This is a genomic window from Megasphaera sp. AM44-1BH (assembly GCF_003467125.1).
In the GTDB taxonomy this organism is placed as follows: domain Bacteria; phylum Bacillota; class Negativicutes; order Veillonellales; family Megasphaeraceae; genus Megasphaera.
On the sequence record NZ_QSFA01000002.1, the window covers coordinates 125,106 to 141,871 of the forward strand.

Annotated in this window: 16 protein-coding genes; 15 read left to right on the forward strand and 1 reads right to left on the reverse strand. The window is 51.4% G+C overall.

The features are described from left to right. The first annotated feature begins 127 nt into the window (after positions 1 to 127). The 13 genes from DW949_RS02740 (at position 128) to DW949_RS02800 (ending at position 13,627) form a co-directional block, all read left to right on the forward strand. Positions 128 to 589 carry a MarR family winged helix-turn-helix transcriptional regulator gene (locus tag DW949_RS02740; protein ID WP_118021755.1) on the forward strand — a complete coding sequence of 154 codons (462 nt, stop codon included), beginning with the start codon at positions 128 to 130 and terminating at the stop codon, positions 587 to 589. Next, a complete protein-coding gene (locus DW949_RS02745; protein ID WP_118021756.1) occupies positions 586 to 1,677 on the forward strand; it encodes an efflux RND transporter periplasmic adaptor subunit in 1,092 nt (363 codons plus the stop codon). The genes DW949_RS02740 and DW949_RS02745 overlap by 4 nt, the downstream gene beginning before the upstream one ends. Next, positions 1,674 to 4,718, forward strand: coding sequence for an efflux RND transporter permease subunit (locus DW949_RS02750; RefSeq protein ID WP_118021757.1), 3,045 nt, complete (start codon positions 1,674 to 1,676; stop codon positions 4,716 to 4,718). Before DW949_RS02745 ends, DW949_RS02750 begins: the two co-directional genes overlap by 4 nt. A gap of 223 nt (positions 4,719 to 4,941) precedes the next feature. Beyond that, positions 4,942 to 5,676 (forward strand): flavodoxin, encoded by a 735-nt coding sequence (locus DW949_RS02755; protein WP_158570621.1) that lies wholly within the window; start codon positions 4,942 to 4,944, stop codon positions 5,674 to 5,676. Between the two features lie 51 nt (positions 5,677 to 5,727). Then, the gene (locus tag DW949_RS02760) at positions 5,728 to 6,135 is read left to right on the forward strand and encodes a MerR family transcriptional regulator (protein WP_118021759.1); all 408 of its coding nucleotides are present in this window, start codon (positions 5,728 to 5,730) and stop codon (positions 6,133 to 6,135) included. 19 nt (positions 6,136 to 6,154) lie between these two features. Continuing rightward, a complete protein-coding gene (locus tag DW949_RS02765) occupies positions 6,155 to 6,685 on the forward strand; it encodes a flavodoxin (RefSeq protein ID WP_118021760.1) in 531 nt (176 codons plus the stop codon). 20 nt (positions 6,686 to 6,705) lie between these two features. Beyond that, positions 6,706 to 7,590, forward strand: a complete 885-nt coding sequence (locus DW949_RS02770; RefSeq protein WP_118021761.1) for a LysR family transcriptional regulator — start codon at positions 6,706 to 6,708, stop codon at positions 7,588 to 7,590. 12 nt (positions 7,591 to 7,602) lie between these two features. Continuing rightward, a complete protein-coding gene (locus DW949_RS02775) occupies positions 7,603 to 8,946 on the forward strand; it encodes a GDSL-type esterase/lipase family protein (RefSeq protein ID WP_199595703.1) in 1,344 nt (447 codons plus the stop codon). A 27-nt stretch (positions 8,947 to 8,973) separates the two neighbouring features. Beyond that, positions 8,974 to 9,690, forward strand: coding sequence for a flavodoxin (locus DW949_RS02780; RefSeq protein WP_118021762.1), 717 nt, complete (start codon positions 8,974 to 8,976; stop codon positions 9,688 to 9,690). Positions 9,691 to 9,778: 88 nt separating this feature from the next. Continuing rightward, positions 9,779 to 10,228, forward strand: coding sequence for a flavodoxin (locus DW949_RS02785; protein WP_199595705.1), 450 nt, complete (start codon positions 9,779 to 9,781; stop codon positions 10,226 to 10,228). A gap of 71 nt (positions 10,229 to 10,299) precedes the next feature. Beyond that, positions 10,300 to 11,685, forward strand: a complete 1,386-nt coding sequence (locus tag DW949_RS02790; protein WP_118021764.1) for an aldo/keto reductase — start codon at positions 10,300 to 10,302, stop codon at positions 11,683 to 11,685. Beyond that, entirely contained in the window at positions 11,686 to 13,149 is a 1,464-nt protein-coding gene (locus tag DW949_RS02795) for a 4Fe-4S binding protein (RefSeq protein WP_118021765.1), read from the forward strand. It abuts the gene before it with no gap. A 100-nt stretch (positions 13,150 to 13,249) separates the two neighbouring features. Next, positions 13,250 to 13,627, forward strand: coding sequence for a hypothetical protein (locus tag DW949_RS02800; protein ID WP_118021766.1), 378 nt, complete (start codon positions 13,250 to 13,252; stop codon positions 13,625 to 13,627). 310 nt (positions 13,628 to 13,937) lie between these two features. Here the strand turns inward: DW949_RS02800 and DW949_RS02805 are convergent, their stop codons facing one another. Further along, on the reverse strand, positions 13,938 to 15,101 hold the full coding sequence (locus tag DW949_RS02805) for a M20 aminoacylase family protein (RefSeq protein ID WP_118021767.1): 1,164 nt from the start codon (positions 15,099 to 15,101) through the stop codon (positions 13,938 to 13,940). Between the two features lie 266 nt (positions 15,102 to 15,367). Between DW949_RS02805 and DW949_RS02810 the strand changes: the two genes are divergently transcribed. Both DW949_RS02810 and DW949_RS02815 read left to right on the forward strand, forming a co-directional pair. Further along, positions 15,368 to 15,916, forward strand: a complete 549-nt coding sequence (locus tag DW949_RS02810) for an ECF transporter S component (protein ID WP_118021768.1) — start codon at positions 15,368 to 15,370, stop codon at positions 15,914 to 15,916. A gap of 9 nt (positions 15,917 to 15,925) precedes the next feature. Next, positions 15,926 to 16,753, forward strand: coding sequence for a pyridoxamine kinase (locus tag DW949_RS02815; protein WP_118021769.1), 828 nt, complete (start codon positions 15,926 to 15,928; stop codon positions 16,751 to 16,753). The last annotated feature ends 13 nt before the right edge of the window (positions 16,754 to 16,766 follow it).

Here is a 16,766-nt window from a genome sequence, read left to right on the forward strand (position 1 = left end):
GGGGCTGTTTGTATAGAAATTTTGCAGGCAAAGGAGCCGCAGGTATATTGCGCTCCCCTTCGTAATTTGCTATACTATAGACAATTAGTTGATTAAATCAACTAAAACAGAAAGGAAGTCATGCTGTATGGATTATCTGAAAGCGGGTCATGATTTTGGTGTCATAAACCGGCGGTCCCAGGCTTATGTGACGGAAATTTGCCGTCCCTGGGATTTGTCCTATTCCGAACACATCCTCCTCATGAGCCTGTATACGCGCAACGGATGCCAGCAGAGTGAGTTATGCAAAGCAATCGAAGCGGACAAGGCTCTGGTTGCCCGCTGTGTCAAGACATTGGAAGAGAAGGGGTTCCTGTGCCGCAGGCAAAGTGACCAGGACCGGCGGGTAAAATATATTTATCTGACGCAGAAAGCCTGGTCCTTACAGGAACGGATGGAACATTTCTTGAAAAAGTGGGTAGAAGCGCTGGTGCAGGGTATTGATGCAGAGGAGCTGGACAAGGCTCTGTGCATTATGCATGCTGTCGCCGAAAACGCGGCCCATGCCGATATTCCGGCACTGAGTGCGGTAAAGGAGATGAACGTATGAAGAGGAATGGAACCTATATGGCACTGACCCTGATGGTCGTACTGGCGCTTTTCGTATCGGGATGCGGCCAGAAGACGGAGCAGCCGGAACAGGCCCAGCTGGTCAAGGTCATCCGGGCCGGCAGCGACAGGGCTGGCAGTACGGCAGGAACCTATTCCGGTACGGTAAAGGGCCGTTATCAGAGCAATCTGTCCTTTCAGGCCGGAGGACGGATTACGGCGCGGAATGTGCAGCTTGGCTCCCAGGTCCGTGCCGGGGATGTCCTCATGACGATCGATCCGAAGGACATCACCCAGGCCGTCAATCAGACCCAGGCCCAGGTAGACGCAGCGGCAGCTCAACTGCAGCTGGCCCAGTCGAACCTCGCCCGCTATCAGCAGCTGTATCAGATGGACGCCATCAGCGCCTCCGTACTTGACCAGTACCAGACGGCGTACGATCAGGCCGCTGCCCAGTACAATCAGGCTCTGGCAGCCCGGCAGGCACAGGAAAACCAGTTGTCCTACACCCAGCTTACGGCTGATGCCGACGGCGTCATTTCCGCTGTTTCCGCCGAAGTTGGTCAGGTCGTGGCGGCTGGCCAGACCGTCGTCACCCTCGTCCATTCGGGGGACCTGGAAGTCAAAGTCAATGTACCGGAAAACAAACTGGCCGATTTTCCTGTCGGCCGGAACGTATCTGTATCCTTCTGGGCACTGCAGGGCCAGACTGTGCCAGGCGTCGTCCGTGAAGTCTCGCCTATGGCGGATGCAGCGTCCCGGACCTATGAAGTCGATATTTCCCTGCCCAATCCTCCCGACGGAATGCAACTCGGCATGACGGCGACTGTAGCCAACGGCACCGAAGAAGCATCTGCCGCTGATTCCTTCACCCTGCCTCTGTCAGCCATCTATCAGACCGGTGATACGCCCCGGGTATGGGTCGTCGGCAGTGATCACACCCTGTCTCTCAAAGACGTGACCATTACGGATTTCGGCGATAATACAGTACAGGTCACGGGCCTTATGCGGGGAGAAAAAGTCGTGACAGCCGGTGTCCATATGCTCAGTGCCGGTGAAACCGTGCGGATAGAGGGGGAAGATAAATGAGAAATTTATCAGAAGTTTCTATCCATAACCGGGTCCTCGTCTGGTATTTCATCATCCTCATTGCCATTGCCGGCATATTTTCCTACATGAAACTGGGCCGTATGGAAGACCCGACCTATACGGTGCGGACCATGGTCGTTTCCGTAGCCTGGCCCGGCGCGACGGCAGAGCAGATGCAGGAACAGGTGACCGATAAAATCGAAAAGAAACTGCAGGATACACCGAACCTCGATTATATCAAAAGCTATTCCCGGCCCGGCCAGTCGGTCATTTACGTATACCTGGACGACAAAGCTCCCAGGGATAGTATCCGCAGTACGTGGCATGAAGTGCGGAACCTGACGGAAGATATGAAAAAAGACCTGCCCGACGGTGTGTATGGTCCCTATTATAACGATCGCTTTGATGATGTCTATGGCTCCATCTATGCCATTACCGGCGATGGTTATTCCTATGAAGAACTGCGGCAGAAAGCCGAAAAGATCCGCCGCATGATGATGTCCGTCGATGATGTCAGCAAGGTAGAACTCGTAGGGGAACAGACGGAAAAAGTCTATATCGAAGTAGCCAATTCCAAACTGGCTGAACTGGGCATTGCGCCGACAACCATTGCCGATGCCGTCAAAGGACAGAATGCCATGACACCGGCCGGTATGGTCGATACGAAGTCGGATAATGTTTATCTTCGTCTGTCCGGTGTCTTTGAAGATGTAGAGGCCATCCGCAACCTGCCCATCAATGCCAATGGCCGCGTATTCCGCCTCGGCGACATTGCGACAGTAGAACGGAGATACACCGAGCCATCGGATCCCAAAATGTTCTATAACGGAAAACCCGCCGTCGGCATCGCCCTGTCCATGAAGAGCGGTGGCAACAATCTGCAGCTCGGCGAAAACCTGAAGAAACTGCAGCAGAGTGTCAAGTCTGACCTGCCGGCAGGAATGGAAATCCATCAGGTATCGGATCAGCCGCAGGTAGTCAAAGAATCCATCAGCGACTTTATCAATACTCTGCGGGAAGCCATTATCATCGTCCTCGTCGTCAGCTTTCTCAGTCTGGGCCTTCGTACGGGCCTGGTCGTCGCATTCTGTATCCCCCTGGTCCTTACGGGCGTTTTCTGCGTGATGGAAGTGTTTGGCATTGACCTGCATAAAGTATCCCTTGGCTCGCTCATCATCGCCCTGGGCCTTCTCGTCGATGATGCCATCATTGCCGTAGAAATGATGACCGTCCAGCTGGAAAAGGGGATGAACCGTGTTGATGCGGCCTGTTATGCCTTCAAGGCGACAGCCAAGCCCATGCTGACAGGGACCCTCATTACCTGTGCCGGATTCATTCCCGTTGCCTTTGCCGACGGGGCGGCATCGGAATTCTGCAAAGACCTGTTTCCCGTCATCACGGCATCGCTGGTTTTGTCGTGGATCGTATCGGTCATGGTAGCGCCCCTCTTTGGCTACTATCTCATCAAACCGAAAGTCAGTAAAGACGAAAAGCCGGAACCCCTGTATCAGAGCCGCTTTTACGTCTTTTTCCGCAAGGTCCTGACATGGTGCCTGACTCATCGCATCATCGTCATTGGCGGCACGGCGGCCTTGTTCGTCCTCTCCCTGGGTCTCATGAAACTCATTCCCCAGGAATTTTTCCCGCCGTCCCTGCGTCCCGAACTGATTGTGGAAATGACGCTCCCTGAAGGATCTTCCATGCAGGCGACCCAGAATGAGGCAGCCCGCTTTGCCCAGTATCTCGATACGCAGCAGGCCCAGCTGAAGGATTATTCCTACTATGTCGGCGAAGGGGCCCCGCGGTTTGTCCTTACGATTGAACCGGTATTGCCGGCCAATAATTACGCCCAGTTTGTCGTCGTCGCAAAAGACACGCAAACCCGGGAGGCCCTGACGAAGGAAATCAAGCAGGAAATGGCGGACAAGTTCCCCAATGTCCGCTGCAATGTCAAGAACGTTCCTCTCGGTCCGCCGTCGGATTATCCCATCATGCTGCGCGTATCCGGTTATGATACGGACAAGGTCAAAGCCTATGCCCAGCAGATTGCCGACCGCATTGCCAAAGATCCCAATACGGAAAACGTATTCCTCAACTGGAATCAGAAAAATAAGGTCATGCATGTCGAACTGGACCAGAATAAACTGCGGGCTATGGGGATTTCCGGCCAGAATATCGCCCAGACCCTGTATACGGAATTGTCCGGTGCGACGGTGGCACAGTATTATGCCGGCGATAAGACCATCGGTATCCAGCTCCGCCTTCAGGACAGCGACCGCAATGACCTTTCCAAGATCAAGAGTCTCCCTGTCTACGTCGGCCAGGCCGGCTATGTGCCGCTGGAACAGATTGCCCGTATCTCCTACGAAGGGGAAGACGGCCTCATCTGGCGCCGGGACCTGAAACCGACCATCACCATCAATGGCGGCATCAAGTCGGGGACGGCGAACGACGCGACCCAGAAGGCCTACGATTCCATTGCCGATATCCGGGAAAACATGCCTTTCGGCTATACTGTTGAAGTAGATGGTGCTCTGGAAAACAGCCAGAAATCACTGAACTATCTGCTCGTTCCCGTGCCGGTCATGATCATCATCATCATGACACTGCTCATGTTCCAGCTCCGCAGCCCATCGCTGATGGTACTGGCACTGGTCACGGCTCCTATGGGACTTATCGGCGTATCCCTGGGGATGCTCCTCTTTGGCAAATCCCTGGGATTCGTGGCCTATCTGGGAATCCTGGCTCTGGGCGGAATGATTATCCGCAACTCGATCATCCTCCTGGACCAGATCCAGAAGCATATGGCAGCCGGGGAAGACCCGTGGCACGCTATCATCGACTCGGCGGTCATGCGCTTCCGGCCCATCATGCTGATAGCGGCAGCGGCCATCCTGGGGATGATTCCCCTCATGCGCAGCGTCTTCTGGGGCCCTCTGGCTGTCGCCATCGCCAGCGGACTGTTCGTAGCGACGGTCCTGACCCTCTTAGTCCTTCCGACCATGTACGCTGCCTGGTTCAAAGTCAGACGCACGTCCTGATAGGGACAACTAATTCAATATAACCAAGCCAATGCTGAGGCTGCGGTACCATGAGCTTTTACGGTTCTGGTGCCGCAGCCTCTGTTTGGTATATCTGACTTTAGAAATGCCTGAAAGGCATTTCTTAACTCAATATAATAAGCATTTTACATACCATAACCGGAGCCATATAATACAAGCAGGAAATGAAAATAGTCAGGAGTCAGGAAGGGAGCAGAGCCTTATGAAAAAAGAATTGATTATTGCAGTATGCAGCCTTACGATGATGGCGGCATTGACCGCTTGTGGTCCGGCAGTGACAGGAAAAACCGAAGGATCGTCGGCGCAGACCATGGAACTGGAAAATCAGAAAACGTCAGCGTCTGTTATCCACAATCCTATGGGAAATTCCCATAAAATCCTCATCGCCTATTTCACCTATCCGGAAAATACGGACGCCAAAGCCATTCATTCAGATAAATACGATGTCATGGCATCGGCCAGCCTGAATGCCAGAGATGGGAAAGCCGTTGGCAATAACGCTGTCCTTGCGATGTATATGGCGGGAAAAACCGGCGCGGATACCGTATCCATCCTGACAGAAAAGCCCTATCCGGAAAGTTATGATGAAACGGTGGCACAGGGAAAAAAGGAAATAGAAAATAGTGAATTGCCGGCCTTGAAAACCCACGTGACCGATTTGAGCGGCTATGACACGGTGATACTGATTTATCCGAACTGGTGGGGTACACTGCCGGCACCGGTACAGACCTTCCTCCATGATACGGACCTGTCAGGGAAAAATATTTATGCTGTCGTTACATCCGGTGGCAGCGGATTCTCCGATACGATACAGCTCATCCAGCAGCTGGAACCGGGAGCTTCGGTGAAAGAAGGTTTTGCCCTTCATCACAGCGATATGGCCGATGCCGAAGGGGCGGCCCAGAAGTGGCTGGAAACGACAGGATGGCTGCAATAAGTGTACGATAGTTTATGTGAATCATGAAGTCTGAGAAATGAGGGGGATACTATGTTTATACGGGAAATGGCAGAACGGGTACATCTTTCGGAAGATACCCTGCGGTATTATGAAAAAATCGGATTGCTGGCCCACGTTCCCCGCGATGCCGGCGGGCACCGCGTATATAGCAGCAGAGAAATCAAAGAAATCGAGCAGATTATGTATCTAAAAGCCAGCGGACTTTCGCTGACCGATATCCGGCAGTATCTGGAACTGACACAGAGTGGCAAAGAAGGAAAGGAACAGCAGCATATTTTATTACTGGCGACGCAGAAAACACTGATCCGGAAGATGGAAGACTTAGAGCAGGCTTTGAAGAAAGTCGATCATTTATTGAAAATCCAGAATCGTACATATATGTCAGTCTGCTCTCAGACGGTATCTGAATGGACTCAGGATGCAGTCTCCTATGTATGACACGAAATAAGGAGAACGTATGAAAGAGACAGCTATTATTTATTATTCTCTTGCCAATGGCAATACCTACAGCATTGCCCGCAGAATACAGCAGCAGGCCGGCGGCCGGCTGATCCGCATTGAGACAGTCCGTCCCTATACGGGAAGCTATGACAATATCGTGGCTGCAGGACAAGAAGAAGTAAACCGGCTTTATTGCCCGCCATTGCAGCCTGCAGATATCCATTGGGATGATATAGGTACGGTGATACTGGGGACACCTACCTGGTGGTATACTATGGCACCGGCTATGCGTACCTTTCTGACGGAGCATGATTTCCATGGTAAGATCGTGATTCCCTTTGTCACTAATGGCGGATGGCCGGGACATGTCATGGAGGACATAGCTTCACTGATACCCGGCTCGCTAATCCGATGTCCGCTTACGGTAACCTTTGATGTAGCCGGAAAAGGGACAATCGAACAAAGCACGCCTGATTTGTCTGAATGGCTGCAGCAGGTACGCCATATCGTGGCGCCAGAGTCATCTGAGCACCCGGCTGCCATCTGAAAGAAACGAGAGGATATGCCATGGAATTTCGTGTACTCTACTATTTTCTGACCGTAGCCAGAGAAGGAAATATTACCCGTGCAGCCTCGGTGCTGCATATGACCCAGCCTACATTATCACGACAACTGGCTCAATTGGAAGAGGAATTGGGTGCTCCTCTTTTGGTGAGAGGAAGACACTGTGTATCTCTGACAAAGGAAGGGCGGATGCTGTTGCGTCGGGCTGAAGAAATTACGGATCTGGTTGCCCATACGCGGCAGGAAATTGCCCATGCTGATGATTGCGTGGATGGATGCATCACTATGGGCTGTGGAATTTTGTCATCGGGCCATCTGCTGGCTGACCTGATAAGACAGTACCACCAGCGGTTTCCCTTGGTAACATTTGATTTATATACAGGAACAGCAGATGAAGTGACAGAACGTATGCAGGATGGACTTATTGATATCGGACTGCTATTAGAACCAACTGATTTGGAACAATTTGATTATGTCCGGCTGCCCATTGCAGAGACGTGGCAGGTATTCATGCGCAGTGATGATCCGTTGGCAGAAAAGGAATGTGTCAGTCCGGAAGATTTACTGTCTGCACCAGTTATTTTACCGCGACGCATGAAAGTTCAAAGTGAACTGGCTAATTGGTTTGGAACCGTATATGAGAAATTAGATATATTGCTTACAACGAATTTTTCGACAAACGGTATTATTATGGTTACACATGGGCTGGGACGGCTTCTCTGCATCAGCGGATCCCTTCCGTACATGGATAAGACACATATTGCAGCACGTTCTTTAAATCCCTTTTTGCAAGTCACAGCTGTCCTGGCCTGGAAGCGGGGGGCGGTCCACAGTGAGGCAACGGAACGATTTATCCAGCTCATTAGGAAACAAAGCCAATCGAGATAAAGGAGTAAAGCTATGCAGGTAATGAATCATACAAGTATGGATAAACGACAATGGGGATTGCTCGTACTGGTATTGGCCATGGCTGCACTATTCCTCACTCAGCCATGCAGTACAAAGACAGTGATCAATACTCTGCCTGCACAATTGTCAGGACAACAAGGAGCCCCTGTTTCGGAATCTGCCCATCTGGGACTTCTGACATGGCCTGGAGAACTGAATGCCGTGCGGTATACTGTAGAAATACTCGATGGAGTTCCTTCCAATCTTTCGGATTCCCGGCCGTACAAGTCTGCATTATATCGGAATGAACAGGTGTATTCGAATCAGATACTGCTTCCAATGGGGAATCTTTCAGAAAAAAAACAAACGGATACATTATATTACCGGGTACAGGCTTTTGACCTTGATGGAAATGCTCTGGGAGTGTATACAAGCCCTCAACCATTAGATAATCATATTCAGAAGATTACCCGCAATGCACCGGTTGTCAGATCGCAGAATCAGGATGATAACGGGACTAGCCTCCTGTATCCGGTGTATGCGTATACGGGAAATCCCGGTGCCAGTCAGTACGAAGTAGAAGTGACCAGCCAGACGCCGGAAAACCTTCATGGGTCAGCACCGTCCCGGTACCGGATTTATGCCAGGACAACGACGCTTTCCGATTTATATGATGAAAAACCACGCATAGGAACGTATTACTGGCGCGTCCGGGGAATGGATAAAACTGGGAATCCTGTAGGGGAATGGAGCCAGCCTCAACAATTTACTACGCTTCCTTCACGAAATGTACAAATCGGTATTTATGGGGACAGTATTTCTCATGGTGGCGGTCATTTATCGTACAGTCCTGTGGATTTTGCTTATAGTTACAGTCACTATCTGGACTTTCCGACAATCAATCTGGCAGAAAGCGGAGATACGAGTGCTATGATGCGGGAGCGGTTTGACCGGGATGTCCGCCCCTTTCACTTGAAGTATATCTTGATACTGGGTGGTACGAACAGCCTGCGGGCCGGCGTACCGGCAGAAGATGTCATTGCCGATCTCAGGGATATGGGCAAAAAAGCGAGAGAAATGGGAATCCGGCCTATTTATCTGACGCTGCCCCCTATTAATCCGGATAACATAGAAACGGCATTCCAGGAACCGACTAATCCGGACTGGAAGACCTCCTTTGATGCTGTTAATTCCTACCTCCGCACACAGGACCACATTGATATCGCAGCTGTCTTTGATGACAGCGAAACACTTCCTACAGAATTGGCCCTTGATGGCATACATGGTGACTGGGTCATGAAAGAAAAGATGGCACAGGTCATCAATGAGAAAATCAAAAAATACGTCATATTATAGCTTTGATAGAGAATAGGAGAATGACTTATGAAACTTACGTACATTTTAAAGATATTGTGTATGGGAATGGCTCTTTGCACTCTTACAGCCTGCGGAAATGCAGAAAATACTCAGGCAGTACAGGATGCCCCGTCGGCATCGACAGGAGTCTATGTACCGAATCAGACGGGTAAACCCATGTCGGAAGACATAAAGGACGAACTGGAAACGAAGCATAAGCAGGAAGCGGCTTCTATCCAGACGGTACAGGAAGAACCGGAAGGCAGTCACAAAGGCCAGCGTATTCTCATCGCTTATTTCACCTGGGGTGGCCGGTCCGGTGAAGTGGCTCATATGATCCAGAACAAAATCGGCGGTGACATGTATGAAATTAAACGGAATCCCGATTATTCCCGTGATTACTCGACAGTCCTCAAGGAATCGGCCAAAGAAGTCGATGACAACGCCAGGCCACAACTGACCGGAGGCCGGCCGGACCTGTCCCAGTATGATGTCATCGTCCTGGGCTATCCCTGCTGGTGGTTTACAGCACCTATGATTATTCCGTCCTTTTTGGAAGGACAGAACCTGGAAGGGAAGCTCATCGTTCCCTATATGTGCTCTTACAGCAGCCCCTTTGAAGTGACACTGCCTGCATTGGCAGCGGCAGCACCGGGCGCGCGGATTTTCAAAGGGCTGACACTGGATAAAGATACGGATTACAGCGTCATTGAGCCCTGGCTGGTACAGGCAGGTCTGCTGTAATGGATTATCGGGATTTGGAATAAGATTAGCAATCTGAGATGTTCATGAATAGGAACAGGGGACATACTCAAATAATGGAGGCATTATTATGAAAAAAATCGTCATTTATTTTTCAGCTAGTGGTGTTACAGCAAAACGGGCTAAAGAACTGGCTTCTGTGACTGGATCCGATGTAAAGGCCATCGTACCGGCACAGTCCTATTCGCCGGCTGATCTGGATTGGATGGATCACAAGAGCCGCAGTTATCAGGAAAACCTTGATGATGCCGTACGGCCGGCGCTGAAACAGGGAACGGTGGATTTTGCAGGATACGACCGGATTTATCTTGGCTTTCCTATATGGTGGGGCATCGCACCCAAGGTAATCAATACATTTATAGAAAGCAATGACTTACGCAATAAGGAAATTGTCATTTTTGCTACATCAGGAGGCAGTGGCCTGCAGCCAGCGGTCAGGACATTGCAAAAACAATATCCTAAGCTGGATATCAAAGCAGGAAAATTATTGAATAGCAGCGTAAAAGGCGATATCATTTGAATTATTAATGAAATCAGAAAATTGTGTACAGGGCTGGTCAGACGTACATAAGGGCAGGATGAGGTGGTACGATGAGTAAGGAAGTGAGCCGGCGCACGTTTTTGAAAATCCTCGGCGGGGGATTGGCCGGTGTGGCTGCTGGTGGGGCCGTGTTGAAACGTCATGAAATCATGGCCTTTCTCGATGCCGACAAAGCCGCAGCCGATGCAGGACAGGATATGGGCAAAGTCGCGACGCGGTATTACGCTCCGTTGGGGAAAGACTTGTCCCTGCTGGGATTTGGATGTATGCGTCTGCCGACGAGATTTTCTGCCCAGGGACGGGTCATTGATGCGGAACTGGGCGGCAAGATGATTGATTTTGCCTACCGTCATGGTATCAATTATTACGATACGGCCTGGTTTTATCATGATGGACAATCGGAAGAATTTATCGGTCAGGCCCTGAAACAGTACCCCCGCGACAGCGTATTCCTCGCCGACAAGATGCCGACGCCGGTTCTGGAGAGTCTCAATCAGGCAAAGGATATTTTCCAGACACAGCTTGATCGCTGTCAGGTCACATATTTCGACAATTACATGCTTCATTCTCTTTCCAGCCGGGAGGAGTTTGACCGGTTATATATTCAGGAGGGAATCCTCGAGTACCTTCGTCAGGAAAAATCCCGGGGACGGATCCGCTGCCTGGGATTTTCCTTTCATGGCGACGTGCCTTTCTTCCAGTATCTCATGGACCAGTACCCCTGGGATTTCTGTATGATCCAGCTCAATTACGCCGACTGGAACGATCCGGGAGAAGCGCCGTCGGGCAGCCGTCAGGCCGGTGATTTATACCGGAAGTGCCGGGAAAAGAATGTTCCTATTTTCGTCATGGAACCGGTCAAAGGGGGAAATCTGGCTGATTTGCCGCCCTCTTCAGAAGCCGTTTTGAAAGAAATGCACCCTGATGCCAGCATGGCGTCGTGGGCACTGCGCTGGGTCGGCTCCAAAGAAGGTGTCATCACGATGAATTCGGGGATGAGCAATCTGGAACAGGTTCTCGATAATATCAGGACTATGAGCAATTTTACTCCTTTATCGCCAGCAGAAGAGCGGGCCATTCAAAGGTCTCTGGGAAAGAGCGCTGACAGCGCGGCCATTCCCTGTACGTACTGCCGATATTGTGATCCCTGCCCTTACGGCGTCGATATAGCTACGGTATTTCAATTGTATAACCGCTTTGGTGAACCGGCCGGTATCGATATGGCCCATCCGGACAGGGCAGACGATGCGAAAAAACGGCAGTTCCTGACGCGGTATCAGAATAATCTGGAGCGGAATCAGCGGGCATCCCGCTGTACGGCATGTAATATCTGTCTGCCACGGTGCCCCCAGCATATTCCCATTCCCCGGGATATCCGGGCCATCGATGATATGGTACAGCAGTTCAGCCTGGATACGGGAAAGGTCGTGATATAGATGCTGAAAAAAGGACGTATATTCGTATCGTGGCTGACGATGACGGCGGTTTTGCTGTCCTTTGGCGGGTTGGCAGCTCCCTTCCTTCCACGGCTGCAGTTCCTGCCGGCCCTGCTGGCTGCCAATGTTCTCGTCATTGCTTTCATTCTTATTGTTACCTTTCTTTGTGGCCGGCTGTACTGTAGTGTGATCTGTCCTCTGGGAATCGGGCAGGATGCCGTATACTGGCTGGCAAAAAGGCGCAAAAAAAATCGCCGGAAATTTGCTTATCATAGAGAGCAGCGGTGGATCCGGTATGGTATCCTGACTGCAGTGGCCATATCCCTGCTGCTGGGCATATCCCTGGTTCCAGCTCTCGTAGATCCATACAGTATCTTTGGCCGTATCGTCACAGATATACTGGCCATCCCGGCATCGTATGCGTGGAATGGCCTGGCAGGTCTTTCATCTGGCTGGCTTCCGATTATATCGAAAGTGGATATCCTGCCTCTGGTAGTCCCGGCTGCCGTAATGGCCGGGGTGTATTTCCTCATCCTAGCCATCCTTTCCTGGCGGTATGGCCGCTGGTATTGCAACACCTTGTGTCCTGTAGGCACCTTGCTGGGAACGGTCAGCCGTTTCAGCCTGTTCCGTCCCGTCATAGACAGTAGCCGCTGTGTCCGGTGTGGGCAATGCGAGAAGATTTGCCGTTCGTCCTGCATTGACGTGACTCATGGGACTGTAGATTCCAGCCGCTGTGTCGATTGCTTTGACTGTATATCTATTTGTCCCAAAGGAGCATTGACCGTTTTCCGGCATGGAAGGGAACAAGGCGCTGCAGAACGGACTGAAGCGAAAGATGCAACGGAAATACGGGAACCAGAAGGCATGAGCCGCCGGGACATGCTGATTACGACGGCGGTTGCTGCAGGAACGCTGGCCGCGGGCCTTGCACGGAGCCAGACCCTGATCCCGGCTTTGCTGGGAACGGAAAAGAGAAAGAAATCTGTCCTGCCGCCGGGAGCCGTATCACTGGCTGATTTTTCCCAGCACTGCACGGCCTGTCATCTATGCGTCAGCCGCTGTCCCAGCGGTGTCCTGACGCCGGCTGTCCTGGAAAATGGCATCATGCAGATGGGCCAGCCTCATATGGATTTTACCCGCGGCTACTGCGTGTATAACTGTAATTTCTGTTCCCAGTCCTGTCCGGCCGGTGCTATCCATCCCCTGGACCTGGCCACAAAGGCGCAGACAAAAATCGGCATTGCCCGTTATGCCCAGTTTCACTGCCTCATTACCCGCGAGGGCATCATCTGCGGAAATTGTGCCCGCCATTGTCCGGTACAGGCCATCACGATGGTCGAAAACCGCGACGGCCGCAGCTATCCCAAAGTCGATGGATCACGCTGTATCGGCTGTGGCTCCTGTGAATACCACTGTCCCGCCCGGCCGGCCGCCATATCAGTCAGTCCCTTGCGTTCGTAGAAGGAGTTTTGACTGGATTATGATGCGGGCAGTATCGTAAAGGCATGAAATCTGGCTCCTCCTATAAGGCAAGCCGGGTGGTTCAGACTGTCAAAACTGTTTGATATTTTTAGCCCTGCGCGTGGTAAAAATACAGCGCATTTCCCAATTCGTCTTTTATGGAATAGATGGCGGAGATGCCAGCTGGGCCTTTTCGGTTTACGGCATTGCGACGATTCTCGGCGCGCTGGCTTCGGGGTACGTCTCCAGCCTCCTGCCAAAAGGATGGATACTGGGATTTCTCTATGGCTTCCGGGCTGTCTGGGTCGCGGCCTATCTCTTCCTCATGCCTAAAACGGTATTGACGGCTGTCCTTTTTGCGACGGGCCTTGGCTTTACGGGAGATGCGACAGTATCGCCGACGGCAGGACTGATCAATGAACATTTTTCTATCCGCCAGGTAGCTACGCTCATGGGATTCTTGTTTCTCTGCCATTAGGTCGGTGCATTCTGCAGCGCCTGGTTTTGCGGTATCTTATTTACGGCAACGGGAAATTATACGGCAATCTGGCTGATTGATATCGCTCTGTGCCTCTTTGCCAGCATCATGAGCTGGTGTATCCAGCCTTTGCGCCGGGTGAAAGAAACAGACGTTTCGTTACAGGAAAAATAAAACTACGTATTTTATGATACCTGATTATAAAAACAGCAGTCCCATACCTCTTTTCCGGATATAGAAGAGGTATGGGACTGCTGTTTTTTACCGGTCATGATTCCTATGGCTAGTTTTGTAGGAGAGCGGGCGATAGTCAGTCTTCCAGTGCCTGACGGGCAATTTCTGCGAGGACGGTGGCCCCTGTCATGAGGATATGGTCATTGTAATCGAATCCGGCGTTATGGAGCATCGTATTTTCTGTCGGGATGTTGCTGACGCCGCTCCCGAGGAAAAAGAAGGCACCGGGCACGTGATCCAGATACTGGGCGAAGTCTTCGGATATCATGATGGGTTCGCAGGTATCGTAGACCTGTTCACTGCCTAGGACGCGGTGGGCGGCTCGGGCAACTAAGGCTGTGTTGGCTGGCGTATTGCGTGTCGGCGCAAATTCGTGGGTATAGGAGAAATCGTATGTGGCACCATTGCCGGTGCATACAGCTTCTGTCAGGTCGTGCATACGTGTTTCTATCATGGTCTGCACGTCAGGGGAGAAGCTGCGCGTATCGCCTTTGATTGTGACGTGGGACGGGATGGCATTATGAGCCCCGTCCATATAGAGTTCCGTGCAGGAAACGACGACAGGATCCAGTGGATTGGCTGTCCGTGACGGAATGGTCTGCAGGGCCAGAATGAGTTCGGCAGCCGTTACCAGCGGATCGATGGCCATATGCGGGCTCGATGCGTGGGCGCCTTTGCCCGTAATCTGTATGGTGAAATTGTCTTCACTGGCCATGATGCCGCCGGGACGTACGTGTATCTGGCCGGCAGGCAGCATGGGCATATTATGGAGCCCGTAGATAGAATCCATGGGGAATCGCTGGAACAAGCCGTCGTCTATCATGGCCCGGGCGCCTTTCCCCGGTTCTTCGGCAGGCTGGCAGATGAAATACACCGTGCCGTCGAAATCTACCGTATGCGATAAGAGCCAGGCTGCGCCTAATAACTGGACCATATGACCATCATGACCACAGGCATGCATCCGTCCCGGATTCTGGGATTTCCAGGGCGGGTTTCCCTGTTCGGTAATGGCATTGGCGTCTATATCCGTGCGCAGCCCTACGGCGTTGGGGCGTGTTCCTTTTTTCAACGTGCCAACCAGGCCGGTGCCTCCTATGCCACGGGTGACGGTGATGCCCATTTCTTCCAGACGATCTGCCAGAAACGCGCTGGTATAGTGTTCGTCAAATGCCGTTTCCGGATGACGGTGCAATTCATGGCGCCAATCTGTGAGCTTATGAGCTAGTGAATTCGTATCCATAGAGGGGTCACTCCTTTACTACATAGCGGTAATGTATATTTTATATCCAGTATACGATACTCGTGCTGCATTTCATAGGGGAATTGCAGGTATAAATATCACTATGTTGAGAAATCCCCGGCTATACAGGACAATGACATTAGATTTGCTTGACGATGACAGAAATGCACCAATCTGTCCTATTTACTTTATACGATTTTTATAATAAAATAGAGGACAAATAGAAGGTATTGTATCTGTACAGTATCGTGAAAGAAGGGGTATGTATGTCTCATCCTGCTGATGCAGCGCCTCAGGCGCCGTATACTACGAAATCTATTTGTCTATCGGCGGTCCTGGCTGCTATTGTCTTTATTATGACTTTTGTACCGCGCATCCCCATTCCTCTGGGATATGCCCATCTGGGAGATGCTGTCATTTTCCTAAGTTTCCTGTATTTTAACCGCCGGGAAGCCGCACTAGCTGCCGCTATCGGTTCCTGTCTGTCCGATTTCCTCGGTGGATTCCCTTTGTGGATCGCACCGACTTTTGTCATCAAATACGTCATGGTATTCATCGTATTTGCTGTCTGCTGCCGGGGAACGCAGAAGAGCGCCCTTTATTCTGTCCGCACGCTCATGGCATTTCTCCTTTCCTCTCTGTGGATGGCCATCGCCTATACTCTGGCCGGTGCTGTGCTCTTTGGCAGCATTCAGGCCGGTCTGGCTTCCCTGCCGGGACTTCTCATGGAAGGCCTGCTCAATACCATCGCTGCCATGGGGGCCGGTATTTTTCTAAAACAACTGCCCCGGAATCGTCAGGGCAGCATAGGATGAGGCGATACGATGGAACAGCAGAAGAAGATTGCACTCATCAATGACATAACGGGATTCGGCCGCTGTTCGATTGCCGTCGAACTGCCGCTCATCTCGGCTCTGAAAGTACAGGCCTGCCCCCTGCCGACGGCTATCCTGTCGGTCCACACGGGATTTCCCACGTATTTTATCGACGATTATACGGACCGCATGAAAGACTACATCGCCAGCTGGAAGGAAAATGGCCTGACTTTTGACGGGATTTCCACAGGATTCATGAATTCCCTGGAACAGATCGATATTGTCATCGACTTTATTCACCAGTTCAAGCAGCCCCATACGATTGTCATCGTCGATCCGGTCATGGGCGACTACGGCCGGCTGTATCCGTCTTATACGGAAAAGCTGTGCGCTGAAATGCGCCGCCTCATGCAGTATGCCGACGTCATTACACCAAATCTGACTGAAGCCTGCCAGCTCCTGGGCATTCCTTATCCGGAAAAAGGCCACACGGACCGGGCTTATCTGCAGAATATCGCCCGGCGGCTGGCTGCCATGGGGCCGGGACAGATTGTCATTACGGGACTGGCCGATGAGAATCATATCGACAATTATATCTACGAAACGGGAAAAGAACCGGAAATCGTTTCGGTACAGAAAATCGGCCATGACCGGTCCGGTACAGGAGATGCCTTTGCCGCTATCGTTTCGGCTTCGGTCGTACGGGGTGACAGCCTGAAGGATGCTGTTGTACGGGCGACGGATTTTATCAGCCGGACGTTGGTCTATACAGAAGAACTGGGACTTCCTACCAACCGGGGACTGGCATTTGAACAATTTTTGACGGAATTATATTAAATTTATATAGAAA

Excerpts from the sequence above, each read along its gene's own strand:
- DW949_RS02770 (WP_118021761.1), top strand. The coding sequence starts at position 6,706 with ATGGAATTTCGTGTACTCTACTATTTTCTGACCGTAGCCAGAGAAGGA.
- DW949_RS02745 (WP_118021756.1), top strand. The coding sequence starts at position 586 with ATGAAGAGGAATGGAACCTATATGGCACTGACCCTGATGGTCGTACTG.
- DW949_RS02795 (WP_118021765.1), top strand. The coding sequence starts at position 11,686 with ATGCTGAAAAAAGGACGTATATTCGTATCGTGGCTGACGATGACGGCG.
- DW949_RS02760 (WP_118021759.1), top strand. The coding sequence starts at position 5,728 with ATGTTTATACGGGAAATGGCAGAACGGGTACATCTTTCGGAAGATACC.
- DW949_RS02810 (WP_118021768.1), top strand. The coding sequence starts at position 15,368 with ATGTCTCATCCTGCTGATGCAGCGCCTCAGGCGCCGTATACTACGAAA.
- DW949_RS02785 (WP_199595705.1), top strand. The coding sequence starts at position 9,779 with ATGAAAAAAATCGTCATTTATTTTTCAGCTAGTGGTGTTACAGCAAAA.
- DW949_RS02755 (WP_158570621.1), top strand. The coding sequence starts at position 4,942 with ATGAAAAAAGAATTGATTATTGCAGTATGCAGCCTTACGATGATGGCG.
- DW949_RS02780 (WP_118021762.1), top strand. The coding sequence starts at position 8,974 with ATGAAACTTACGTACATTTTAAAGATATTGTGTATGGGAATGGCTCTT.
- DW949_RS02765 (WP_118021760.1), top strand. The coding sequence starts at position 6,155 with ATGAAAGAGACAGCTATTATTTATTATTCTCTTGCCAATGGCAATACC.
- DW949_RS02805 (WP_118021767.1), bottom strand. The coding sequence starts at position 15,101 with ATGGATACGAATTCACTAGCTCATAAGCTCACAGATTGGCGCCATGAA.
- DW949_RS02790 (WP_118021764.1), top strand. The coding sequence starts at position 10,300 with ATGAGTAAGGAAGTGAGCCGGCGCACGTTTTTGAAAATCCTCGGCGGG.
- DW949_RS02815 (WP_118021769.1), top strand. The coding sequence starts at position 15,926 with ATGGAACAGCAGAAGAAGATTGCACTCATCAATGACATAACGGGATTC.
- DW949_RS02775 (WP_199595703.1), top strand. The coding sequence starts at position 7,603 with ATGCAGGTAATGAATCATACAAGTATGGATAAACGACAATGGGGATTG.
- DW949_RS02750 (WP_118021757.1), top strand. The coding sequence starts at position 1,674 with ATGAGAAATTTATCAGAAGTTTCTATCCATAACCGGGTCCTCGTCTGG.
- DW949_RS02740 (WP_118021755.1), top strand. The coding sequence starts at position 128 with ATGGATTATCTGAAAGCGGGTCATGATTTTGGTGTCATAAACCGGCGG.